Source organism: Robbsia sp. KACC 23696, from assembly GCF_039852015.1.
GTDB lineage: Bacteria > Pseudomonadota > Gammaproteobacteria > Burkholderiales > Burkholderiaceae > Robbsia.
In genome coordinates, this window is the sequence record NZ_CP156627.1 from 1,500,690 (window position 1) to 1,526,101 (window position 25,412).

Here is a 25,412-nt window from a genome sequence, read left to right on the forward strand (position 1 = left end):
CGTCGGATCAATGCGTCGCCTGCGCGCGTGCATCGAGCACGGCAATGACATTGCTCGCTGCCCTTGTTCCCATGTTCACGTAAGCCGCATCGCTGACGCCACCGATGTGCGGCGACAGGATCAGATTGGCGATATCCCGGAAAGGATGCGGGACGATCATCGGCTCCACGTCGAAGCTGTCGAGTGCCGCGCATCGAAGCGTGCCGTCGGCCAGTGCATCGATCAGCGCCGCTTCGTCGATCAGGCCGCCGCGGGCGGTGTTGACCAAGATTGCACGGCGCTTGAAGCGCGCGAAAGCAGCCCGGTTCACCATGCGGCGATTGGAGTCGGTCAGCGGACAGTGCAGCGAGATGACGTCCGACGACGCATACAAGGTGTCGAGGTCGACCAAGGTCACTTCGTCCGGAGCCGACTTTGCAAAGGGATCGTAGGCCAGGACGCGCATGCCGAACGCCAGGCCGATCGCCGCCACGCGCTTGCCGATTGCGCCCAGACCGATCAACCCCAGCGTGCGTCCGTCGAGTTCAACCGACTTGTGCGTCGACTTGTCCCAATGTCCTGCACGCATCCGCTGATCGAGACTCGGCACCGCCTTTGCGCAAGCCAGGATCTGCGCCCAGGCATGTTCAGCAACAGCCGCCGCATTTGCCCCCACCGCGGCGCGCACGGCGATACCGCGCTGCGCTGCGGCCTCCTGATCGATCACGTCGATGCCGCTGCCGTGCTTGGAAATGACCTGCAGGCCGACCGCTGCATCCATGATGCGGGCATTCACCTTGCCGTAACGGACGATGATGGCGGCCGGCTTGTGCGTCTCGCACAGCGCGACGATTTCGTCCTCGGTGGGTTGCCTGCCGGCGAAGACGATCTCGAAATCATCGAGCAACGCCAGCGCCTGGGGCGCCAGGTCGGCCGCCGTCACGAGCACGACGGGTTTTGTTTGCGCAGTCGACATCACAGCGCCTCGCCTTCCTCGAGCATGCCCACCGCGCGGAGCGACTTCTCAAGCCAAGGGGCACGCGTGTCACCGGCCTTGATCGCGGCGACGCGCTTCGTTTCCGCATCGACCTTCTTATGGGCGGCGGCCAGGATCGGGTCGACGTCCGCACGCGGGATGATGACCACGCCATCGACGTCGCCGACCACCAGGTCGCCCGGGTAGATGGTTGTGCCGCCTGCCGAGATCGGCAGGTTGACGCGCCCGGCCACGCTCTTTGTCGGACCCGCAGGATTCAGTCCGGCCGAGAACACCGGAAAGCGGCCGTTGGCCAGTTCATGTGCATCGCGCACCGCGCCATCGATCACGAAGCCGGCGATGCCGGTGGCTTCGGCTTGTGTGGACATGATCTCACCGATCAACGCTGCGGAAAGATCGCCTTTGCCGTCCACCACGATCACGTCACCGGGCTTTGCAATGGCCAGCGCGGCGTGGATGGCAAGGTTGTCGCCCGGACGCACTTCGACCGTCAAGGCCGGCCCGGCGATCTTCATGGTCGGCGCGAGCGGCTTGACGCGGCCGTGCAAGGTACCACGGCGTCCCGCGACGTCGGCCAGGATCGCCGCTTGAAACTGCGATGCCTCGGAGACCCGCTCGGCGGAAACCCGCTCGAAATCGCGCACGATCGATGTCGATGCCTTCGCTGATGCCTGCATTTTGCCTTCGCTCCCGATAAGTGTTTTACCTGGTACACTTTTGATGTACCTGTTGAAACTACTGTACCGTCTGCAACAACCCGACAGCCATTAGCGTTTACCCTTTTACTAGGTAAATCACTGTTTTACTCTGTACAATCTTGAGGATTGATCTTCGGGGAGACATCGATGGGGAACGACGGCGTAGCGGCGGTGGAGAAAGCGCTCGGGCTACTGGATTGCTTCAAGCCCGGCGCCGAGACACTGTCCTTAAGCGAACTCGCACAGGCGTCGGGCATTCACAAGACGACGGTCTACCGCCTGATGAATTCGTTGGAGCGCATGAATTATGTCGTGCGCTCCGATGCAGGGATGTATGCGCTGGGATCGCGTCTGCTCTTTCTCGGAAAGCTCTACGAGCAGTCGTTCCACCTGTCGACGGTAATCCAGCCGATGCTCGAGGCGCTCGCTGCGGCGGCGAAGGAAAGTGCGTCGTGGTACGTCATCGACAAGGAGCAGCGACTTTGCCTGTTTCGGGCCGAACCATCCGAGGGATTACGCGAGACGCGCCTGCCGGGCACGTCGTTGCCGCTCGACGGCACCGCGATCAGTCAGGTGCTGGTGCAATGGGGATTGCAGCGCGACGCCACGCTGGCCTCGCCGACGCTGCCGATGTTCACCTCGGGCGCACGTGATCGCCATACGGCAGCGTTTGCCACGCCGGTCTTCGGCGAAGGCAATGCCTTCATGGGCGCGCTGGCCCTGTCCGGTCCGGCATCGCGCCTGGAAGTTGCCCACCTTTCCGGCGAGTTGAACGGCATCCAGTTGAAGGCCGCGTCGGAATTGTCGCGCAAGCTCGGCGCGAGCGCCGCGTTCTGCTCGCGCTTGTATCCGATGGGATCACTAGCCTAGCGGCTAGCCGTCGCGAGCCACGTCCTGTCCGACGCGACCAAATGGCCCCCAATCGGGTCACCTCTCGTAGCGCAACGCTGCCGCATGCCACGACCCGATTCATCGATATCGCCTATCCTGAAATAAAGCCCCTCGCGTATTGCGTCCTTCTTGACGATGACCATCCTTCGAGAAACCGTTCCGGGACTAATCTTGGTATCGAGTCAGCTACGGCAGGCAGCAAAATTTCTGGCCGACGATGTTATGCGCCACTGTGGTTCAGCACCAGCTAGTCGATCATGGACTTTTAAACTTAGACGATGCGACCTCTCCCTCGCATATCCACGCACCGTCGGTTTTCGGGAATTTTTGTCGATCCACTATCCTGAAACTCGCATTACCAAGTAGGCGATCGCTTTTTTGGTCAAGGCTTTGGTCAGCCTTTGAGGCATTGTGGGCAGGAGTAACTGGCCCCGGGGTGTGGCTCGGCGAGCTGCATGTGCGGCGGCGGGGTTTCCAAAGGGCCCTCCCTTTGGGCATACTTCACCGTGACCCCTTCGCGAAGTATGCCGTCGCTTCTGAGAGTATCTCCACATCGAGTTTCGCGCTCGCCAACTTTTCGCGAAGCCTACTCACCTCGGCTTCCAACTCCGAGACCCCAGGCTTGACACGGCTCGCTGTCGGCGTCGTGCTGGGCACCGCTACCGCCTCTTCACGCCGCTACTTGCGTGCCCAGTTCCCAACCGTCGCAACCGGCACCCCAAGACGTCGCGCTGCCTCGTGGTATCCAACAGAATTGGCCAACCTGGCCGTCTCTGTTCGAAATTCCTCCGTGTAGCGACGATTCAGTACGTGCTTTTCGCCCATCTCGACCTCCGTTCAACAGATTATCTAACATGTCTGCTGTACGTTGTTTCGAGCAGGGTCACTCCGCCGCATTGAGCATCACTGGGACGACTTCCTGCGTCTGGCAGGCTCGCTGAAACTTGGCCGTGTTCCCGCTAGTGGGATCATGCGCATGCTTCAGGCGGGCGACCGGATGACCCAGCTCGCGCAGGAGCTCGCGGAATTCGGGCGCATCGATAAAACAATACACTCGCTGCGTTACATCGACGACGAAGCGCATCGCCGCGACACGTTGATCCAGCTTAACCTCGGTGAGCGGCGGCATCAGCTTGCGCGCGCACTGTTTCACGGCAAACGCGGCGAGCTTCATCAGCAATACCGCGAAGGTCAGGAAGATCAACTGGGTGCGCTCGGGCTAACCCTGAACGTCATCGTGTTGTGGAACACGATCTACATGGATGCCGTGCTAGCGCAATTGCGTTCCGAAGGTTTCCAAGTCCACGACGGGGATGTCGCCCGGCTCGATCCGCTGGGTTTCGATCACATCAACATGCTCGGCCGCTATTCGTTCGCTGTTCACGAAACCGTTGCCCGCGGTGAGCTACGGCCTCTTCGCGATCCACGCGAAGGCGGCCCTGAAATTCCTTAAGTACACTTTCCGTTCCGTTGATCCCCAAAGACCGTTGTCAGGCGGAACCGCCATCGCGCTTGATGCGTGGCAATCCTGAGCGACGTCAAAGCGCGGATGACGGAGATAGATCGTGATGACCAAAGCGTCGCGATCAATGGCGTGAGATCTATTTCCCTTGCCTGCGATGCGGCATCACACGGGGGCGGCGAGCGATGATCAACAGGGGCGGTGCGATCGAATTGGAACGAATTGTTTCGGTCCGACTCATTACGGGATGAAAGAACGCTTTCTACAAACGACTTCAGCAGTGCACTGCATGGGGGGATCGGACATTGCCAGGTTTGCCGATCAACTTTTCCACGGGGCAAAGCTGTCTTTTTTAGAGAGACGCCGATCCTCACATTTTGTAGCAACTTCGTATGAAAGGTTGCACCGCCAATGTCATCCGCAAGCTTATTCTCCGCGTTAGTACGCTATGTAGCGAAGAAAAGGCCTTATTCAGGCCTTACAAAAACGAAAATATATCGAGACTCTCGGAGTAAATCGTCATGACGACGTCTTTTCACCGCATCCGCGCAATCGCCATCGCGGCGTCCACTTTTCTTGCTTTGGTTCCGCTTTCCAGCGAGGCACAACAGGTCCCGTCGCCGACATCGCCTGCGGCATCGCTGGGTGATCCACCTTCCCGCGTCGCTCGACTGAACTACTTTACGGGGACGGTGACGCTAGAACCGGCGGGCTTGACCGACTGGTCATATGCAGTGTTGAATCGACCACTCACTACCGGCGATCAGTTGTGGGCCGATGCCAACGCACGAGCGGAATTGCATGCGGGTTCGACGGCATTGCGACTGGATCATCAAACCGCGCTCGACATCGTCAATCTAAACGACACGATTACGCAGTTGAAAGTGACACAAGGCACGCTGTCTGCCCATATACGGGCGCAAGCGCCCGGTCAGAGCTTCGAGATCGACACGCCGAACGTCGCATTCGTCGCGACCACTCCAGGCCTGTTCCGCATCGATGTCGCGGCCGATGGCAGTTCGACCACGGTTACGCTACGCGCAGGCTCTGCCACGCTGTATGGCGATGGCGGCTCGTTCCAGATGCGCGCTGGCCAGCAAATTCAGTTTGTCGGTACCGGTCTGCAGCAACAAGCAGGCGGCGCGGTGCCAGGACTCGATGCGTTCGACCAATGGGTAGCCAGTCGCGATCATGCTGAAGACGCCTCTGTATCCGCGCGCTATGTGTCGCGTGAAATACCAGGGTACGAAGATCTCGACGCAAATGGTACGTGGCATAGAGATCCAAGCTACGGCGAAGTGTGGGTACCCACAGTGGCGGTATCAGCCGGATGGGCACCGTATCACCAAGGACACTGGGCGTGGATTGCCCCCTGGGGATGGACCTGGGTGGACGATGCGCCGTGGGGCTTCGCGCCCTTCCATTATGGTCGTTGGGCCTATATCAGCCATGCGTGGGCCTGGGTGCCGGGACCGATCGTCGCGCAGCCGCCCGTCTATGCACCTGCTTTGGTAGCTTTCGTTGGCGGCGGTAACGGCGGACCACGCTGGGGTGTCGATCTGGCGATTGGCGCAACCGTCGGCGCAGGCATTGCCTGGTTCGCGCTCGGACCGCACGAAGCGTGGCACCCGGCCTATCACTACAGCCCCGCATATTACAATCGCATCAACAACGTGAACATTACCAACGTTCACAACACGACGATCGTCAACAACATCACCAACATCCATAACACTTACATCAACCAGAGCGCGCCTGGCGCCATCACGGCGGTGCCCACCAATACCTTCTTACGCGGCCAACCCGTGGCACAGGCCGCGCGTCCTTTCAATGCTCAGATGTTGGCACATGCACAAATTGGTGCCGGCGCCCCGGCCATTGCACCGGTTCAGCAGAGCTTTGCGGGTGCAATGCGCCCGGCGAACGTCGGCGCGCCGGCCGCGCTCGCACAGCGTCAGGTGGTGGCAACGCGCTCGCCGGTCGTGCCGGCAGCGTTCCACGATACGCTGGCGCAGCGATTCGCGGCAAGCGACGGCAAGGTTCCCGGGGCCGGTGATCCAGTAGTGCGTACGACCGCACCCGCAGCGTTTGCTGCTCGCACCCCAGGCGCCGCGGCCGCTCCGACCGGCTATCGCGTCGTCGATCGCACACAAGTCCACCCGGTGAGCATGCAGGGCGCGTCCGGCCACTCCGTCGAAGTACCCGCAGGTCATTCAGCAGAGCCGCCTCAACTTCCGGGTCGCGGACCCGCGACCCGAAGCGTCCCTAACCCCGTAGCGCCTCGGCCGCAAATCGCCGAACAGCCACACCCAATCCAAGCGCCCGAAAACGGTGTACCGCACCCGCGCGAAGCCGTCGAGCGCGGTCAACCTGTGCAGCATGTGGTTGCGGCACCGCACGCAGAGCAACGGCACAGACAAGTTGAACCGCACACGCAAGCACGCGGCGAAGCGCCGAATGATGAAAAAGCCGTTGAGAAGCCGTATCCGGAAAAAACCGCCGAGCCACGCGCGGAGCCCCACGCCGAACAGCCGACGCACCCGCATCCGGAAGTGCAACACGCTCGGCCGCAGCCTCGCGAGGCAGAGCAACACAAACCTGCGAAAGAACATGGAGAGGAGGAGCATCGGCGCTAAGCGCGCTGGGACCGTGCCAGCCGGCGCACGATGCGCTCTGCAAATAGTGCGTTCTTGCGTGCGTCGATCGAATCGAGCAATCGCGTAATCTATGTGGTGCCGATTTAGCCGGATCGACGTGCGGCCGACTTTCGTATAACGCTGCGGGCTTCTGACCTGCTCCCCGCGATTGGCCCTCTCATCTTTTCCTATGCTCAACGTTCCTTGAGTACCGATGCTCGCCATTGGTCGCGTGTGAGGCCGCATCGCTTCAATTCTGCATCTGAGGGACCCTTGCGTTCTTTCTCGTATTGATCCAAAAACCTACCTTTGTCGGTACCGGCAGGAATAAAAACGAAAGTCTCTGTGCCGTCGCATTTGCTTTCAATGCCTTGCAAGGGCTCTGCAATCACGGCGGAACACATAGCAACGGTAAGAGCGAGCGTGAGACTAATCATTCGATATGACATGTATGCTCCCCTGTGTGCGGCCAGGGCTGCTTTTACAACTCTCGTGGGCAGTTTATACCGGGAACGATTCACATGGCAATCGGCACTCTTACCAACGACGGAAGAGAAAAGTTTCGACTGAAGTCTCTGCTTTTGTTATCTGACTCGCGCACGTTTTTCCGGGCTTTACAACATCGACTTTAACATCGCGTTATGCAATAAAATCTTGCCCTGCTTAACTAACCGTACCAGTTCATTGTAAAGTTCGTAAAAATCTATTTTGCGTCGCAATCGAATCACAAAGGAAATGTTTTCACTTCCCAAGCATAAACGAGCGCCTTGTTAACAATGGGGTCTACTAAAAAATTATTACATATAGTTTTCTTTGAAAACACTTGACAAATATAATATTTTAATTTAAAAATATCTTAGTTCTAAACTCCAAATATATTACATATGCATGAATTTCCAGGAATTTATGTCGATACATATAATTAAATGTGGGGCAGGCGAGCCCCCCCCGCTCCTACCTGGTCATATTCCCAAACATCTCACCGTTCCCCCTGAACGGGAAATACGCGCCACACAATATCTGTCAAGCATATCGGCTCACTTTCGAATAATCGAGGCATGAAATGGAATTCGTAATGATGCGCGGCGACGAGCGTGCTACGTTCGATCACCACATTCTTCCACGTCTCATGTGGCGTGACGAGAACTCGCCTTTATTTTATAAAGCGGCATTTGGCTATGCCCTTTTGTTGAGTATCGGTGCCCGCGGCACCGGCTCTAATGCGCGACCGAGCCTCGCGCGTTTCTTTGATAAGACGCATTTCGACGGACACCTTATCTCTTCCGATTTATCTGTCTTCAAAAACCTACGCGACGAATTTTATGCGAAATTTAATATCGCTAAAACATATAGAAAATTCGAAATGGATGATGAGCAAGAAATCGTTGTCAACGATAAGAAATATAAGCGATTGAATTTCGAAAATATTTATGAATCACAAACATCCGTTACCAATGCAGTAGCTTATTTTGTCAACCAGGTAATTGAAGAATTTTATAAGGCAGAGTCGGCCTCAGATGATTCACTCAAGTTGCCGGTATTTTTGTTGTCGAAATTTTTCTACGATATCATTTTCAATGATGGCTCACCACTAAATGAGGATAATAATAAAAATTATCCAAAGCAATTTGAAACTCGAACGCGCTGCGAATGGCGTCTCTCTGAGTTTTATAACTGGATGAGTCAGGCTCATGATAAATTGGCTGAAATTCAGGAGTTTGAGTTTTCAAAATTCGCTTTTTATCTCCAAAACAATCAGACTGGAATGAAAGTCGAGTTGACACCGTTCTTTCCATTCGCAAACGGGCTGTCGTTCGATTCATCATTGCAAAAATATGATGTCTCACTCGCTCCCGAAGTGAAAACGCCGCGAAGAAGTGCATTGTTATTAAACGATAAAGATATTGTCACTTATCAAGCCGAAAAAACCGACAACCCGAGCGAAGGCCAAATATTTTCAGTAATTTATAATAAATTTATCGAGATTATTTCAAATTCAAGTTTTCTCGATGCAAATGTCGCGAGTGCCCTTAGAGTGCACCTCGATAGTGAAAGAAGTGCAAGTGCTAATAAAGAAAAAATCATCGCATCTCCGAAAAGTATTTTCCCTGCCTTGCAGGCAATTGTAGATGTCGAGCAATCCACGGAAATTTCTAATCGAAGAATAACTCAGAAAGCTATTCGTCGATTACGGCTTGCTTCGTACCTACCATGCCTGCTCCAGGGAAAAATTCCAGAAGATTTAACGGCATCTGCAAATGACGACGTCGCTGATGCGCGCGTAGACGAAATACGGGTATTCCATCTTTTTGCAAATCAATCAGCAAACATGCCTTTACATCTGATTGAGAATTTCAAATCATTTACACCACAATATGCTGCACACGTGGCCGAAGGACGTGCCGAGCGGGTCGAGAAAGAGGAATATATCTGGAGTGGGCCAATATGGATTGGGCTGGCCGCCGGATTACTTTTATCTCGTCATCTGGGAAACTGGATGGGTGAACTCGAGGAGCCTGCTCCTTCCAGCATTTTAGTCGAAGGAAATATATATTTCCTCACAACATTGATTCCAAGGCTACATAACGAGCAATGTTACTACTATAAAATGGCCAAGCAGCTCGTCCTCGATAGGTCCACCATGCAGCTCCGCCCCGAAGACCCGTCCAAGCATATTCGTTCGCGATTAACATATCCCAGTACATCTCCGGAAATTGTTAAAAATGCATATTTAACAACTACCCACTACCCCTTCCCGAGAGTAAAAAAGACCAATAAGGGTGACATAAACGATTCGATCCCCTCTGAATACGGCATTCAATGGAAATACATTCCGGTTGGCACCATCAAGACACGACTTTCGCCGCAACAAATAATGCGAGCATCATTTAGAAAGACGGCTCAGGAAATATCGAACGCTGAAGTTGATGCGATCACATTTAAGAATGCATCCGACTTAACACGACTTGAAATCGAAAGACAGTCTAGAGATAGGGACGAGCGCTTCTTATTTCATAGGTATTATTGGGTCAACGACCAATTCAATGCGTACTATGCGCAGCGAGAAACGTATGCTAAAGAATATGAACAACTCGATACCGATCAGGAGTGGTGCCATTTGCTGGGGCATGGCGATGGTGGAGAAGATGCATCGTACAATTTGGTCGCGGCAAGCAAACATTGCAACACGCAGCAGCTTGCCATAGAGACAGCCATCAGGCGCTTTGAAGATATCCACAAGCATCTTCATGTACATGCGTCGGCGTATTTAATGGGTAATGCAGGTGAATTTCTAAGCGCAACACAGGCACAAAACAGAGTCGCGGAACTCAAGAAAAAAATGCCCCGCCTCGCCGAGCTTGCCAAACGCCAACTCGATGTATCACCCGTCATCATTAAATCGTTCAAAATGTTGATACAATTCGTGCTTCGTTTTGAAATTAATAATCACACACATTTTTCAGAATTTAATATCAATGCGAAAAGTAATTCTGCTTCCGAAAATTCAATAATATTTAGAAACATTTTTACCGGAGCTTTTGAATTTCTACTTAGCAATGATCAGAAGATTGAAGGCTTAATATTATCGAAGATATTTGTTTGCATTGTCGATCTTCTAGGTGGCAAGCGCACACTCCCTATTTCTGACATTGAATCTGAAGATTCGGCTCCTGCAGAGATTTTTTTCCATAAAATAAAGAGCAATCCCGACCTTCAAAAAAAAATTCGCAATCAACTTCATGCACTGCTCGATAATTATTTAACAATCGTGACATGGGCACCTCCCGCGGCACTTTTTATTCGTTATGCGGTAAAATCGACCGCTTCGGGGTCTTCTGGTAAGCTGTTTGATATGATCTTAGATGCACAAATCGAAAATTTTGATCGGAACGAATTTCGCCTATTATCCACTGCTGTTAAATATCTCGTTTTTTCGAATCATCAGTCAAGTATTTCTGGTGAAGAAAAAAACAATTACTTTAATAAGCTGTCAGATGCGATTTTGGAGAATATTGACCTGTTCGAAACCCCTTCAAATTCGGATTTTTCGATAAAAATGCTAATGGATGCATTTAAAAAATTATGGGACGACGGTTTCTATCTTATCAGTGATGTTACGTTCACTTTTAATCCATTTGATTTTTCAATTACTTTGCTTGATGCTGTTCCATTCAAACTTTACGGTGGAAAACTGGATGCCTTGGTCGACGAGGATGCGAATAGTTATTTTGAAAACAAAATTAAAAATTTAAAAAACACAAAAAATCATATATGCGATACTTTTCTTGCTGGAGATGTCGCTAATCAACCCTCAATTTATCGCATTAATCAAATTATAAATGATTTCGATAAATTTTTAGAAATTATCGACGAAGGAAAGCGTCAAGATCGCGTACTTTCCTGGAACGAACAAAAAGATCGTAATCACATGAAAAATGTCGAGATTGCACTTTTTAATTGCTACATCGAATTTGTCGATGCGTATTGGTTTGCCGCAGATAATACGTCATCCACGATGATGCAGACGGAATTGGATGGCGCATCGTGACAATATCAGTTTCCCGATTAAAGCGTATTTACGATCGCTGGAGAGAAGACAGCCTCGATCATGCCAAAACCGATGAGGGCCTTTATATCGATTTGCCGCGTTTTGGATTGCAAACAAATATTTTTAATGAACATTTGTTGCCTGCACGATTGCGCACGCTTTCGTGCAAGGAGATCACATGGCACGAAAAAACCGCGCATATCGAAATTAAAGGGCGGCAAACCACGAACGGCGCGGCGTTCTCCGTCACCATGCATGTCTTCGTACTCGACGACCACCCTGACCCGGCAATACATTGCGTCGCCTCGCTCAGTGGCGCATTATTTGAGAAATGGCACCCAGCCACCGCGATCCGCGGCATCTACCCTCCCAGGTGGCTGCGCGCCTTTACGCTCGATGCGGTCACGTGCTGCGTGTCAACCCTCAATGGGGATCGCGCCGGGCTGGAAGATCTCCTCGGCAAGGATGTCGGTGGATTCGCTGTTACCACGTTACGACGCGGCGTGAACTTTCGTGGATCGGCAGCGCTGCCGCTCTGCGATACGATTGAACACCTGAAAACATTTGCCGCGGAAGACCATCGTGCCGATCAGGATGCGCCGTCGGAAATGCCTTCTTTGAAGGCGATTATCGCTGGTTGGACCACGCCACGCCTCATTAGCGGCCATGTCGGCGAACGCGACGGGCTGGCGTTGTTATCGATCGACGTCGAGGCGGCAATGCGATGGCAGCCCTTTGTCGATAACAGCCTGGCGATCACGGTCGAAACGCTGACGCTTTCCACAAGCCGATTGAACGATCGCGAAGCGGCACCTGCGCTGGGTTTTGCTATATCAGGCCAAATTACGCTGCCCTCGCACCAGCACGCAAACTACTCCGCGAGTACCGCTACGGCGCCTACGACAAACGCACCGACATATGCGTATCGGTTGGGCATCGATGCGAGCGGGCAGGCTTTGCGCCTCCAAGCCGATTTGGTAACGAGACCCGATGGCGATTGGCTGAGCGGACTGCGCATTCCCGGCTTGTCCGACGTTATTCCTGCCGGTGTGATCCCGACCGTCAAAACGTTGGGCCTTCAGTTGCCATTCAAGAAGGACGGACTCAAAACACTGCGCTTATCGCTTGCCTGGGACAAGTGGGTCCTTGTGGGAGAAGATCATGCTGATACGCCCGCACTGATTACAATGCAGCCGACCGTGCACATTGTCACCGGCTTCGCTGCAAATAATACGGAAATACGGTTAGACGCAAAACTCCGCTTCCGTGACAACGGCACCTTTGATCTCACCGCGCGCTACCCTTCTGGGGATTTTGCCGCCACGCTGTCGAGCGACACGCCGCTGAATTTTCAACGTGCGTTCGGTGGACTGTTGGCGCGGCTCACGCCCGACCCGGAGAAGTTTTCGATCACTGTACTCGATCTCGAAGGCAATCTGCCCCGTCGCGACTTCACGTTTCATGCAGTAGCGCGCGGCGAATTGAATTTCGCGATCGCGGAAACGGCACTCACCCTTTCCCACATCGATTTCAGCGTGTCCCACGCGGCGAGCGAGTGGGAGGGAAGCCTCTCCGCTCGCTTGACCATTGCGAAGATTCCCTTTGAACTATCCGCCGCTTTGACGGACGGGAGTTGCCACTTCGCCTGCGTCGTGTCTTCCGTTGCTGTGAAAGACCTCTCAAGGGAATTATTGGGTATCGCCGCGCCAGAGGCACTGCGTGATGTCGTACTGAAGAATTTCTGTCTGGACTTCTCTCTGGGCAAAGAAAACACCTTGAATCTGTCCGCTGAGTCGGAAGGCGAGATTGCGATAGGTGGCCTGCGCATCGGCATCGATCGTCTTGCGCTGGGTTACGATAAAAAGGTCGGCGGCTTGTTCTTCGACGGCGACGCCCATCTCCGCTATGCCTCGCAACAGGGGTGCGACGTACCGAACGAAACGTTTGCATCGCTTGGTGTCAGTTACAAAGATCGGCGTGGTCTTATTCAGGGATCTGCGACAGGCTTAGATCTGAATCTGGCAGACATGATCGGCGCGCTCTCTCAAGATCTCGGACTGCCGGTGAAACTCGAGGGGACGGCGGCGATCAGCGAAGTGCATGTGCTTTACGGATTCGGGGAAGGCCCTCAGCGCTTTGCCATGCATTTGAAGCTCTATTGGGGAAAAGGCGACGCTGATTCCGTTGCAAACTGGTATTTCATCGCGCAAAAGCCGAGCGATGGACCGTGGCGTTCGATCATGTATATGACGTTGCCACCGCTGGATTTCTACGCACTGCCTTACGTAGGTGAGGCTTTGCGCGGCGTGACGAATGCGATCGATCGAGCGGAAGCATCGACACGGCCATCACCGTCGCAGACATCCGGTATTGTCAAGCCCGTCATCGGGATAGACAATATCGCGCTCGGTATTGCGTCAAAGATGGACAGCACCGCGGTGGCGTCAATGGTGAACGGTATCGATTTCGCGGCAGGGTTCGGCGATATCGACATGCGTTCCGGCTACAGCCTGAGCGCCGATATCGCACTGCCGAACGCGCGGCGATCAATCGTCTTTCCGCGCCGTATTACGAAACCGCCAGAAGAAGCCGAGACGAGCGCCACAGCAGGCAAGTCCGCAACACGCGATAGCGTGCCGACAAGCACGTCGCCGACGCACGGCGCCGACAACGCGGCGAATCGGCAGACGACGCATTCCGCTACGGCGACTGCAGACACCGCGGTCGGGACGACCGCAGACACCACAGCAGACACCACAGCAGGCACGACGGCCGACACCGCCCACGGCGTGTCGAAGGGCGCCCCGTCGCGCGTCACGGACAGCGGCGCCGTGGTGGGACGCGCATTCGGCCCGGTCACGATTGCCCGCATCAATGCGTCTGCCAGCAAAGCAGGGCTGCGTGTCGACATCGATGCCACCGCGAAACTGGGACCCATCGAGATGTCACTGATCGGCTTGCGCGCCGACTCACCGCTGTCATGGCCTCCGGTGCCTACTTTCGCGCTCGACGGTATGCGGATCGCATGCACGACCGATACGCTCACGCTTGCGGGCGCCATTCAAAAGGCCGACACCGCTTACGTCGGTCAAATCGTGGCGACCCTCGGTAAATTCTCTTTATCGGCGCTGGCGCTCTATGAGCCACTGCCGCAACCATCGATCGGCATGCTGATGGTATTCCGAGGGCCGCTCGGCGGACCACCGGCGTTTTACATTACCGGGCTCGCGGGCGGCGTTGGATATCACCGCGATCTCGTGACCCCCACGATCGACACTGTCGCAAAACATCCTTTTATCGAGGCAATCGCGGGCTCGGCCGGCGCGGACGCCCTCACACAACTGCGTACCATCGCCCCTCCCAAGATAGGCAATCACTGGATCGCGCTCGGCTTAAAATTTACCTCGTTCAACCTGGTCGACAGCATTGCATTGCTAACGCTATCTTTTGGCTCGGAATCGAAAGCGAACCTTCTCGGGCGCTCGACGTTCGTGTTTCCACCGCCATCGAAATCCGGGAAGAAAGCAGAGAAAACTCTCTCACTCGCAAAAATTGAACTGGCGTTGCTTGCGGAGCTTCGGCCCGCGCTCGGTGAGTTTTGCTTGCTGGGCCAGTTGACACCGAGCTCCTATCTGTTCGATCCGGAAGTGCACTTGAGCGGTGGATTCGCGTTCTGCTTTTGGTTCGGACCGAATCCGCATGCGGGCGATTTCGTCCTGACGGTTGGCGGCTATCATCCCAGCTTCACCGTTCCGGATCACTACCCTCGCGTTCCGCCCTTGGCCTTGAACTGGCAGATCACATCTCAACTGTCGATCAAGGGCAATCAATACTTCGCGCTGACACCGAGCACGCTCATGATGGGCGGACGACTGAGCGTTGCATGGCAAAGCGGCCGTATTCGTGCCTGGATCGATTTCGAAGCGCACTTTCTAATCCAATTTCAACCGTTCTGGTTCGAGGCCGTGGTCCGCATCAGCGTCGGCGTCGACGCCCTGTTCGATACCTGGTTCGGCACGTTTCGCGTGTCCGTCGCGGTTGGCGCCAATCTCTATGTTTCCGGCCCGCCCTTCAATGGTGTGGTACAGGTCAGCGCCGCGGGCATCGCTTTCGATATTGCGTTCGGTGAACGCACCGCGCCGTCACCGCTCCCGATTGATTGGGATACGTTCCGGCGAACCTTGCTGCCTGCAGCGAACCCGGCAGAGCGCGCGCGAATGGATCAACCGCTCCCGACGAAGCGGGTCGCCGACGCTCCGGTTGGCCCAACTATCACAGACAGCCTTATTACTGTCAGCGCACTCTCCGGGCTTGTCGACACCGATGACATCACGAAGGATTGGATCGTCTCGGCGAATGACTTCGCGGTCGAGATTGCGTGTGTCGTGCCGGTTTCGCGTGCCGTCGGCCCAGAGGATAGCGTCCATCTAAGTAAGCAGGCGTTTGGCGTCAGACCGCTTAACTGGGCGTCCGGAAGTGTCGTCAGTGTTTTGAACGTGTCCGTGCAAGGCGGCGGACGCTGGTGCGTGCGACCAATCGTCAGCCAGGTTGCCAGTGGCATATGGGGAGATAAGCAAAACGGTCGGGCACCGATGCTGAGCAATGTCTTGACCGGTGTCGTCATCACACCTCGTCACGACTTGGGGAAAACGACAACGGACACCCTCGCATTGACATGCGAGGACCAGAAACCGGTCCACGAGACGCACGCATGGTGGGTCGAGACACAAGTATCAACCGCGCGAAGCGCCGATAACGTCATCGCGGAGATACAGTCGACCATTGCTGCCAGCGACGTGATAGCCGCCCGGCAAAAGGTGCTCGATGCGATCGAGCACCTCTCGGGCCTGAAAGGCGAATCGACCATGATGCTGACGGATATCGGCCGCTCCGCCGTGCCACACGAGGCCCTGAATCGGCCAGCCTCCTTTACGTGCTTCACCCAGGGTCTGCCAGAATTCCTGACCGCACCACCGCTATTGTACGGATGGGACGCCCCATGTACCCAGGATGATGGTCTACCGTCTCGATCAGGATCCGCATTGTGATACGTCCGTCGCCCATTCCCGCCAAACACAAATGACAGAACAACATATTGCGTTCTCGGATCGTCAACGACCGATTCTGCCAGCAGGCAAACATACGATCACGGTCACGCAAGACATCGTGCCGCCGTCTGGCCCCCACCCTGTCGAATCGTTCATGCGTGCGCAGACGCTGCGGGTTGATGGACCACGCTACACGCTGAATCCAACGCTGGTGCATGCGGTACATCCGCCCGTCGGCCATCAAAGCGATTACACGGATACGCTGCCACATATCGTTCTGACGGACTGCACCCTGCCGTGGCAGCGCTTCGCACAATCGACGGAGTGCGCGGCTCAGTCAGCGCACACGTCGGCGCCACCGGTGCTGGACGATCGTAAAACCTGGCTGGCGTTATTGGTCCTCCCCATGGAAGACGCGCCGCCTCTCGTGACGAGCCCGATCAAGGCCCGTTTTCCGGATGCCCGGGAAAGTGGTGAACTTACCGAGATTGCGGTGTCCCGCGCGGTATTCGACGCGGCGCTACCCGATTGGCACGATCTCGATACGTTTGTCCATGTTCGCCATGTCGGCATCACCGAAAAACCATCCGTGGAAGGAGACACCGCGGCGGCACGTTTTAGCGTTGTACTCGCGAGCCAGGTACCGCGTATCGCAGGACGTCACGTCGCGCATCTCGTGTCGCTGGAAGACGTCGATCTGAGGGATCGGTCACTTCCAGGCACGGACGTCCATCTCATCAGTTTGTTTCACTGGGAATTTACCCACCTTGCAGGTCGCACCGATACGCCGCTCGGCACGCTGATGCATCTGGACATCGGTCCGCTTGCTTTACCGGTCCGGACACCGGATGGTCATGATACGGCCGAGAAGGCAATGGTAAAGTGGGCCTTGGCGCAAGGGTACTGCGCACTCAACCACGTCATGCGCGGTCCGCTGAACACCGTGTCGTGGTATCGGGGGCCGCTGCAATCGTCAAAGCGCATCGACCCCATGTTGAACCCGAAAACCGCTTTTGCATTGAACAGCGACAGTCTGCTGCGCTATGACCCCGCGATCGGGATGTTCGATGTCAGTCTGGCTGCAGCTTGGCAACTCGGACGCATGGCGGCCATGAACGATGCGGCATTCAGTGCGACGTTGCTGCGTTGGCGTCAGACCGTTTCCCGTGAAGCACAACGCAAGCGCCTGGCACCCATGGCGGAAATAAGCGATGTAAGCGCCGCGAAGGAATCAGGCCACGATGCGCCGCGCGAATCGAACAGTGTCGGTGCGGCGTGGCATGCGTTACCCATGGACACGGACGCGGCATTGTTGCAAAAAGCACTGAACGACATCACACAACCTCGGCACATCAGGTCGGACCATCCTGGCGAAGCGGTGGACCCCACCGGCGCAGAGGATGAAGCGCGCGTATTCACCTGGCTGGACGATTTGACGACCTTCAAGCATGTCCCGACACAGTACCTCGTCCCGGATCCTAATATGTTGCCCCCCGAGAGTTTGCGATTCTTTCAGGTGGACGCGAATTGGTTGCTGGCGCTCGTCGCCGGTGCGCTACGGCTGAACACGGATGCAGCGGCACGTGACGCATTTTACGAATCGGCGTGGCTCGCACGTCACTTTCCAACACCGTCCGGCCTCGCGAAAACGGACCATGCGCAGGTAGGCGGCGCTTCATCAACATCCGCCAACGTTTTTACCGGTTTCCTGCTGCGCTCGCAACTGGTGGCAACGTGGCAAGGGCTCGAAGTACGAGGAAAGGTCCGGGACCGCCCTCTCGGCGACGGAAAAGATCCCACCGGCAAGACCGACGATGCATCGGGGCCGGCGTGCCAACCGATGCGTCTCGATATCATCGGACCCTCGATGCTGTTCGCGCTATATCGTGGATCGCTCGAATCGGTCGAATTCGTCGAACCTGCGGAGACGACGGCGTTTTTCGTACCCGCAGAGCCCTATTTTCGACGCCAGACAGCCGCACGCTACACGGGTGGCGCATCAGCGCCGCTCGCGTCGTCGATCTTCGCCACGCATCATACGCAAACCAGCCGATCGGTCCGTTTTTACTTCGACGATCAACACGCCACGCCCCTTGCAAAATGACCATCGAACGCACCTCTCCCCTCGGACCGCTACTGCTACCGATCGACGTTAATGCAATGCGCATCGGGCACGGTGACAGCGTCGAAGACCGTCAGCTCGTTGCGCCGTTCTATCATTTTTTCGACCTGCCGACCGGTGCGGAACACGGCGACGCACGGGCCCCCTATATCTCGAAAACGCTCGGCGATCAGGCGCAAACGTTCGCAGGCCGCACGCAAGCGCAAGCCGGGATTCACCTGCATTGGACGCTGCCCCAGATATTAAGGCATGGGGTGCAACCGAAAACCGCTGTCGCATCGGACGCCCACGCCGGTGCGGTGCGATTTCCGCGCCTGCCCAATCGCTGGCTCATCACACGATTCGCGACCTCCGCGGCGGCCCGTTCGCCGACACCTGCGTACCGAAGCCGGCGATGGCTTGTGGAAAGCGATCGCCTGTCAACAGCGCCGTTGCCAGACAACGGCGGATTGCCGCATCCGAGCGTGCTCTACAACGATCAAGGCGTCGCTACGCCATGCTATCTTGGCTGGCGCTCGGATCTCGATCTCCCGGCCAGCGAAGACGACGTGGCGTTCCGCACCGCGCCACGCAAGCGCAAGGCATTATCGGAACTGACAGCCATCGCCTATGGCAGCCCTGTTTTTACGTCGCTGTACACGCATTGCTCGACAATCCTCGGCGCCTATGACGACCTGCGAGACCTGCCCCGGGAATCTGCCGAGGAGGGATGGCTGCTGACGTATCACGTGAGCGGCTGGTACGAAGGCGATCAGGTATCGTCCGATACCTGCATGGGCGAGGCCGAACTCATCGCCGCGATGTGCAATGACACGCCAGACGCGGTGCCGGACGCGGCGGACCGACTGGTCTGCGCCGGATCAATCGATGGATTGTCGTGGTCTGTGGACGTCCGCTATCGCGAACGCGAGCGACAGCAATATCAAGATGACCCCACATTCTTCGCGCTGGGCCAGACAGAAGAAGAAGCGATCGCCGCTGGCATTGCCACCCGGCTTGGGAAGCCGGATCTGGAAGCCCTGCTATTGCTTTTGCAGTTCGGCGAACTTGGCACCCATGACGAGGCGACCCCCGCGGATGTCGACTTCGTCGATCGACTTCATGAAGCGACGTTCAAGCCGGTCGATGCCGGCCGTATCTGGACCTTGAAACGCAAGACGCATCCGACGCGCGGCAAGGACAGCGAAAACGCGGATGTGCCACCACCCAGTGCGGCGTCGTTGAGCGCGCTGGCATCGCTTAATAGGTTGCAGTCCGATTGGGATGCGATAACGCTCACCTTGCATGCCAAGAAACAGCAACTCTTTGCCGACTGGCAGACATGGATGAACCTGCTGTACGCGCCGGATGGTTTGCCCGGCACCATGCTTCGCGACCCCGATGTGTTGCGGGCGTATATCGAGGAACAAGCGGACGATATCGCCACATTGCAACGCATGCACCGAGAGCGTGGGCAAGCGAGCGTTCAAGCCGAGGCGGCGCTGGAGGCGATGCTCGTACGCCATGAAGATGCGCCGTTTTATGACGTGGTGGATGTCGCCGCGCCGCGTCACTGGCAAGCCGAAGAGCCGGTTCTCATGCTGTTCGGCGGCGCGGCGCGACGCTTGTCAACCCCGATCCTCGACACGCCCGCGCAACGTCTCGTCACGGCCGCCATCCCGACGATGCTCGCCTTGGACACCAGCACATCGCTCGATATCGTCTCTCTGTTTCCCATTGCGTCAACGCAAGGTTTCGTGCCTGATGCCATTGCCGTCCTGATCGATCAACTCGCCCGCGAGGCCGTGCTGACGTCGTCAGCGTTTGAACGCTATATGTCGGACCGCACACACGCGCCGCTCTCTGCGCTACGTGACGCCTTCACGCCATTACGCGCCCCACGACGTATCGGCGAGCAGTCAAAAAGTGACTTCGACGATACGATACCAAGCGCAACGGTACGTGCAGGACGTAACGCCGACGCGTTTTACACGCGTTGGCGACCGGTCATGATGCGCTACGCCGCCGACGTTCACGCCGCGTGTAGCACGTCGCCTTGTGATGCGTCGCCCCAGGGCCCTGTTCTGGATCGATTTCACTGGGCTGATCGAAATACGCTGCTGCCGTCGGGGAAGAGTACGTCATGGCCCGTCTACGGGTACGAGGGCACGTCGCTGCTGTCGGATCATGGCAATGTGGGATTGATACAAGCGCTCGACGCCCTCGATGCGCGCCTGCAACCGCAGACCGACGTAGCGAGTGGCGTTGACGACATCGCAGACGCGGAACGATCTGATGCGCGGGCATCGCTGGCAAGCACACTAACGACATTGCGTGATTTCAAGCAGGTGGTCGGCAGCTTGCCGCAACTCGCGCAGAGCCTCACCGGTCTATATACCGCGATGTCGGGTTTCGTCGATAACCTTCAGTTGAACATCGCCGATCCTTACGCCAGTCAGGCCCGCGAGCCGTTCATCGACAAAGTGAGAAAGGCACTGGAGCGGGATCACTGGTTATCGCCACGTCCCACTGCACCTTTCCTCCCCATCGATGGCGGCGGCTTTACCTTACGTTGCGTAGAGGTACTCGATGCATTCGGCCGTACGCGGCGCTTTGACGATTTCAGCGACCGGCTGGCCGTCGCAACACGCATGCGCCGCGGCCCCGACATGCCAGAAATGCATGCGCAACTGCCGGCGCGACTCGTCCAGGCCGCGCAATTGCATTTCCGCTGGGCACTCCGATCACGCGGCACAGACAAGGCATCGGCAAGCGATGCCAGCGATACCACCGATACCACCGAGGTGACGTCGCCGACGCCGATCCTGGGTTGGGCACTGTATCAACCGCTCGAAAATGCCCTGGTGTTCTATGGCAACGGTGGCGCACCCATCGTCGCCATCTCATCGAATTCCCACGCACCGGGCTTAAGCGTCGTGAATCGCACTTATTTCCCGAATGCACGTACCGCATTGGCCTCGCACCCAGAACTGCAACAGCTGCTCGACAGCGTGACGAAGACCGACGAAACACTCCTCCGATTCATGACGCGTGTCCGCGCTGGCGTCGCACAATGCGAGCCGGCAACGGGCGATCAATCCGGCTTGACGCATCTTGTCGGTAGACCGTTGGCCTTGGTGCACGCAACCATACAGATTGCGCTGCGCGGCGGTGCCGCACTCGATCAAGGGTACACCGCGCTCCAAGCGCGCATAGACGGCGCGGAACCCGCCAGGACGCACGCGCTCCGTCAGACCCGATTCGAAGTCAAGCTCGGTGGACATACGGAGGCTGACGATGGATTGATAAGCTACTGGCTGGGTAGCGAACGTGGATTCGACTTCGATACCTTTCATGGCCCTGCAAATCATGACGCAATGTCGATCGACACGCTCGAAGACGTACCAAACAGCCTCATTCTGAGCGCGGGCGATGGTCCGCCGACGTCGCTTGCGTTGCTTATCGATCCATTCGCCGAGGTCAATGCACGCAGCGGCATTCTTCCGGCGAAGGCGATTACGTTGCCAGCGGAGTACTATGCATCAACGTTGAAACGATTCGAATTTGCGATTCATGCCAGCCCGACCCTCGCGTTGAAACCACGTACGACACAGGACAATACGTGGGCGGTCGTGCACCCCCGGTATGGCCGTCATCAATGGCAATGGCGTCTACCCGTCGATGCAGATGAATCGAGTACGTCTAACAGCAAGGATCTGCCTTTGTGCGACGCAAACGAGAGACCTCTCGATTTCGAGCACGATGTACGCCATCTCCTCGACGGTTGGTTGATGATGAAGCGCGATGCAGCCGAACCGGCAACGTCACCCGATCCAGACCGATAGGACAAAGAGAGCAATATGAGCGCGCTTTCCTTTTCACTCGACACCATTGCCGATCTCGCGGCGCACGCCGAATGGCCGCGCCGAAACGCAACCAGTCCGTTCCTGGCGTTGCTCGAGATCGATGAGGAGCAGTGTCGACTGCGCCTGACAAACATCGGTTTGAAGCCGCTAACGCGCTTTGCTACCAACGCGTCGAGGTTGCTCCTCTTTTTCGAACAGTTCATCGATGCTCCCACACTGAGTAGCATCCGAAGCACTTGCACGGATCAGTGGCTGGTCGAAGCCGTTCCGAGCGCCAATGCATTGGTGGTCAGACCGGTCAGAACGCTTGCAGTCGCGTCGAAAGAAACCCTCGAAATCTCGTTGACCATCGGTCTGCGGCGAAGCCGGCCCGACAGCGACATCGTATCGTCGTTGCGGCACACCCCGCTTACGCTGGGCTTTATCGGCGTAGAGGGACTACCGCGCTATTATGCGCAGATGATACCGTGTGAAATCAGCACTACAACGCGCGTGTTACCGTTGCCACCATTGCGCGCCTATCTGAATTCGCGCGTTGTGGTCGCCGATCAGATGCCGCGCCGTCTGATGCTAATGATAAGCAGTGGACAAGGGCAGCCATGGCGCATCTCAAATGGCCTCGATCGGGACGATACGGTTGCGGCGTTAGCAGTGGACACGATGTTCTGTATCGGTTTCTCGCAAGCCGATGCGGCGTCGCTATCCACGTGGCGTGATGCGTTGCGTCGCGCCACCCTCCGCGTTGCCGAGCCGGCGTCCGATGCGTGGATTGTGGAAACGTCGCGGGGTAGCGTCGCGCTACCCCGCTGGCAGCTTGTACCCAAGCTGGCTTCTGAACGTGGTCCCACCATGATGACAGGCGCGTTGTTGATGGAGATAGACGGCCTCTCGCTGGACAGCGAAACGGCCATTGACCTGGAGGTGACAAGTGTGGCGACGCGCTCGCATGCCGCCTACTCGCGAACTTTCCGACTGACGTCTTGTCTCTTGGTATCCGAGACAGAAACGACCATCGCCGTGCCGGATGCCGCGGCGACGAAGGCGCGGCAAAACCGCCTGCTCGCTTTGCAAAGCCGGCATCTCCTCGATGGATCAGTCATACACACGCCGACGCTTCGCAGCAAGGATATGATCGGCCGGCCTCGCTATGCGCTGCAGCTGCGAATTTTCAACGGATCGTCGACACCTTTGGTCTATCTCACCGCCTTCACGGGCCCGCGTTTGAACGGTGTGTCGCTTTCCGTACCAGAAAGAGCGCACGATGTGCCTACCGAAAGAACCGTACTGGCCGTTTTTTCACAACTGGCGTTTGATCATGCGATCACCGTTTCTTACCAGTTGGAACGGCGACGCGTGCTCTCGATCACGGCCTGCATGTATCAAAATGGCACTATGCGTATTAAGGCGATTATTTCGCCATGGCGCGACGAGGATAGGCATGCAGAGGGCACCGTCTCGACTGTCTATGATGCAGTGACAGACGACGACATCGCCGTTTTCTCAACGATAGCCGCCGATGCCGGCGAACTGCGCGCCAACATCGTGATAACGGACCGCTCAGTGGCCACGGCGCCGTTGCATACGCGTACGCCATTGGAACAGTAAGCGGGATCACGCTGTTGCGCACCTGTTTTTATCATATCGACCGTTATGGTGTGTCATGTTGCTACGAATCAACGCCTTATTTCGCAATAGTGCGACGCTTGCATCACGCGAGCTATTTGCACGGGAAACCGAACGACGCAATGGGCGTGACATCAAAGCGGGCGCCGATCTCATCGCTGCGTCGTCGAGTCACGCCGTGGGGCTGACGGTCCGGCTGATGAACGCCAGCGGACAACGGATGGTGCTCCAGCGCATCCATTATTTCAGCGGGGAGATAGTGCGTGAGCCATGCGAAAGCATTCTCGACGATGGGCAGTGGAGTATCTTCGTTTTGAGTGCGGACGCTGTCGGCTTTCTCGTCTATCGCATCGTCGATGGCGATGCACTCACACCGACATCGACCGACGCCGGAACCGACGTACTGATTGCTTGGCGGGTAGGTGGCGGTCGTTTTTTGAATGTCCACAGCGAGTTGAGCCGTGATCGGCCCTGGACAGTGGGCGATGTCGTCGCTGACGAGTGGATCGAGGCAGTGCTAAACGCCACCGGACACGTCCCTCATCGCATCGAGGTCAGTGTTCATCCCACGCGCAAAGTGATTGGCGAATCGCAGCGGGATGACATCGATAGTCTGTCGATACAAATCATCTAGGGGTGGTTCAACGAAAGCGCGCTCCTAGGACTGCCTGCATCCCCAATGCATGAATATTACATTTTATTTACAACAGTTGTCGCACGGTTTTACGCGCACTGCATTAATCGCGGTACGGTGTTCCTTTCTGGATTCAGCCACACTTCTGTCTTCAAATTCCAGTCGCGCAAGCCTCTTGTCCATCTGCGAGGCGCCCGCTCGCGCGCTATCGCGTAGACTTCATGGCGCTTGGTTATCAACTCCTCTGCTTGTCCGTTGTGGCGCTGTGCTGGGGGAACGAACTTCAGGCCGCTATGTTTATGCGTATGGTTGTACGACTGTACAAATCGATGCATCCATTCACGTGCCGCCGTTGTCCGAGTGCAGCACCAGTGGCTTACCAATGCGTGCTTCGGCCAAGCTGGCCCGCTGCATCAGGCGTGCTGCGTGCTGCGCCGACTCCTCCTCGTGCACTTCGTGCGCGACGATCTTGCGGCTGAACACGTCCAACACCATGTACCAATAAAATTATTGTCCCTTTATTGATAAGGGTAACCAGTTATGTCCCAGCTCCCGTCTACGACAGTACTCGCCGAGCTCGGATGCGTTTAACCCTGCCGTTTCTAGAATCACAGCAAACTTGTCTTCCGAGGACCACGCCTCAGGATTCTTCCCATCACCCGGCACGACCATTCCTTGCGATTTGACCTGACGACGCCATGTATAAAGCGTTTGCTCAGTTATATACTCGCTATCTTACCGCCCCCGGAATTCAACATCTAAAATTACTCCGTGCGACAACTAGTCTGACGCCAGCGGAGATCGTCCCACTTTAAACCGGGTGGTAAAAAATTTACGAATTCTGCCCGTATATTTTAATGCCGCGTTGCTTGTAATCGACACAGCATTGCAGAACCTCCATGGCAACAATTGTCATGGCCAAAAATTC

At 56.3% G+C, this 25,412-nt stretch carries 10 protein-coding genes and 3 pseudogenes; 9 read left to right on the forward strand and 4 right to left on the reverse strand.

Annotated elements, in window-relative coordinates:
- Positions 1-7: 7 nt before the first annotated feature.
- Together ABEG21_RS21090 and ABEG21_RS21095 are read right to left on the reverse strand one after the other, a co-directional pair.
- Complete coding sequence (locus ABEG21_RS21090) at positions 8-955, reverse strand: NAD(P)-dependent oxidoreductase (RefSeq protein ID WP_347557366.1); 948 nt, start codon at positions 953-955, stop codon at positions 8-10.
- Positions 955-1,653, reverse strand: a complete 699-nt coding sequence (locus ABEG21_RS21095) for an RraA family protein (protein ID WP_347557367.1) — start codon at positions 1,651-1,653, stop codon at positions 955-957. The genes ABEG21_RS21090 and ABEG21_RS21095 overlap by 1 nt, the downstream gene beginning before the upstream one ends.
- Positions 1,654-1,821: 168 nt before the next feature.
- Here ABEG21_RS21095 and ABEG21_RS21100 point away from each other — a divergent pair, with 168 nt between their 5' ends.
- On the forward strand, positions 1,822-2,544 hold the full coding sequence (locus ABEG21_RS21100) for a helix-turn-helix domain-containing protein (RefSeq protein ID WP_347557368.1): 723 nt from the start codon (positions 1,822-1,824) through the stop codon (positions 2,542-2,544).
- Between the two features lie 514 nt (positions 2,545-3,058).
- Here ABEG21_RS21100 and ABEG21_RS21105 read toward each other — a convergent pair.
- Positions 3,059-3,390: pseudogene (locus tag ABEG21_RS21105) on the reverse strand (transposase); the annotation flags it as partial.
- 58 nt (positions 3,391-3,448) lie between these two features.
- On the opposite strand from ABEG21_RS21105, the pseudogene ABEG21_RS21110 reads away from it, so the two are divergent.
- From ABEG21_RS21110 to ABEG21_RS21145, 8 genes and pseudogenes are all read left to right on the forward strand, one after another.
- A pseudogene (locus ABEG21_RS21110) lies at positions 3,449-4,018 on the forward strand (Tn3 family transposase); the annotation flags it as partial.
- Positions 4,019-4,548: 530 nt separating this feature from the next.
- Complete coding sequence (locus tag ABEG21_RS21115; RefSeq protein ID WP_347557369.1) at positions 4,549-6,663, forward strand: DUF6600 domain-containing protein; 2,115 nt, start codon at positions 4,549-4,551, stop codon at positions 6,661-6,663.
- Positions 6,664-7,726: 1,063 nt separating this feature from the next.
- Positions 7,727-11,212 carry a hypothetical protein gene (locus tag ABEG21_RS21120; protein WP_347557370.1) on the forward strand — a complete coding sequence of 1,162 codons (3,486 nt, stop codon included), beginning with the start codon at positions 7,727-7,729 and terminating at the stop codon, positions 11,210-11,212.
- Between the two features lie 413 nt (positions 11,213-11,625).
- Positions 11,626-16,260 carry a DUF6603 domain-containing protein gene (locus ABEG21_RS21125; RefSeq protein WP_347557371.1) on the forward strand — a complete coding sequence of 1,545 codons (4,635 nt, stop codon included), beginning with the start codon at positions 11,626-11,628 and terminating at the stop codon, positions 16,258-16,260.
- Positions 16,261-16,291: 31 nt separating this feature from the next.
- Positions 16,292-18,364 carry a hypothetical protein gene (locus ABEG21_RS21130; protein WP_347557372.1) on the forward strand — a complete coding sequence of 691 codons (2,073 nt, stop codon included), beginning with the start codon at positions 16,292-16,294 and terminating at the stop codon, positions 18,362-18,364.
- Positions 18,361-22,206 (forward strand): hypothetical protein, encoded by a 3,846-nt coding sequence (locus tag ABEG21_RS21135; RefSeq protein WP_347557373.1) that lies wholly within the window; start codon positions 18,361-18,363, stop codon positions 22,204-22,206. Before ABEG21_RS21130 ends, ABEG21_RS21135 begins: the two co-directional genes overlap by 4 nt.
- A gap of 15 nt (positions 22,207-22,221) precedes the next feature.
- Positions 22,222-23,832 (forward strand): hypothetical protein, encoded by a 1,611-nt coding sequence (locus ABEG21_RS21140; protein ID WP_347557374.1) that lies wholly within the window; start codon positions 22,222-22,224, stop codon positions 23,830-23,832.
- Between the two features lie 55 nt (positions 23,833-23,887).
- Positions 23,888-24,484 (forward strand): hypothetical protein, encoded by a 597-nt coding sequence (locus tag ABEG21_RS21145; RefSeq protein ID WP_347557375.1) that lies wholly within the window; start codon positions 23,888-23,890, stop codon positions 24,482-24,484.
- An 89-nt stretch (positions 24,485-24,573) separates the two neighbouring features.
- Here ABEG21_RS21145 and ABEG21_RS21150 read toward each other — a convergent pair.
- Positions 24,574-25,207 (reverse strand): annotated as a pseudogene (locus ABEG21_RS21150) (DDE-type integrase/transposase/recombinase); the annotation flags it as partial.
- Positions 25,208-25,412 lie beyond the last annotated feature (205 nt).

What these genes read in the sequence shown, in the direction of transcription:
- ABEG21_RS21095 (WP_347557367.1), bottom strand. Translation starts at nt 1,653, where the DNA reads ATGCAGGCATCAGCGAAGGCATCGACATCGATCGTGCGCGATTTCGAG.
- ABEG21_RS21140 (WP_347557374.1), top strand. Translation starts at nt 22,222, where the DNA reads ATGAGCGCGCTTTCCTTTTCACTCGACACCATTGCCGATCTCGCGGCG.
- ABEG21_RS21120 (WP_347557370.1), top strand. Translation starts at nt 7,727, where the DNA reads ATGGAATTCGTAATGATGCGCGGCGACGAGCGTGCTACGTTCGATCAC.
- ABEG21_RS21130 (WP_347557372.1), top strand. Translation starts at nt 16,292, where the DNA reads ATGACAGAACAACATATTGCGTTCTCGGATCGTCAACGACCGATTCTG.
- ABEG21_RS21145 (WP_347557375.1), top strand. Translation starts at nt 23,888, where the DNA reads ATGTTGCTACGAATCAACGCCTTATTTCGCAATAGTGCGACGCTTGCA.
- ABEG21_RS21115 (WP_347557369.1), top strand. Translation starts at nt 4,549, where the DNA reads ATGACGACGTCTTTTCACCGCATCCGCGCAATCGCCATCGCGGCGTCC.
- ABEG21_RS21100 (WP_347557368.1), top strand. Translation starts at nt 1,822, where the DNA reads ATGGGGAACGACGGCGTAGCGGCGGTGGAGAAAGCGCTCGGGCTACTG.
- ABEG21_RS21090 (WP_347557366.1), bottom strand. Translation starts at nt 955, where the DNA reads ATGTCGACTGCGCAAACAAAACCCGTCGTGCTCGTGACGGCGGCCGAC.
- ABEG21_RS21135 (WP_347557373.1), top strand. Translation starts at nt 18,361, where the DNA reads ATGACCATCGAACGCACCTCTCCCCTCGGACCGCTACTGCTACCGATC.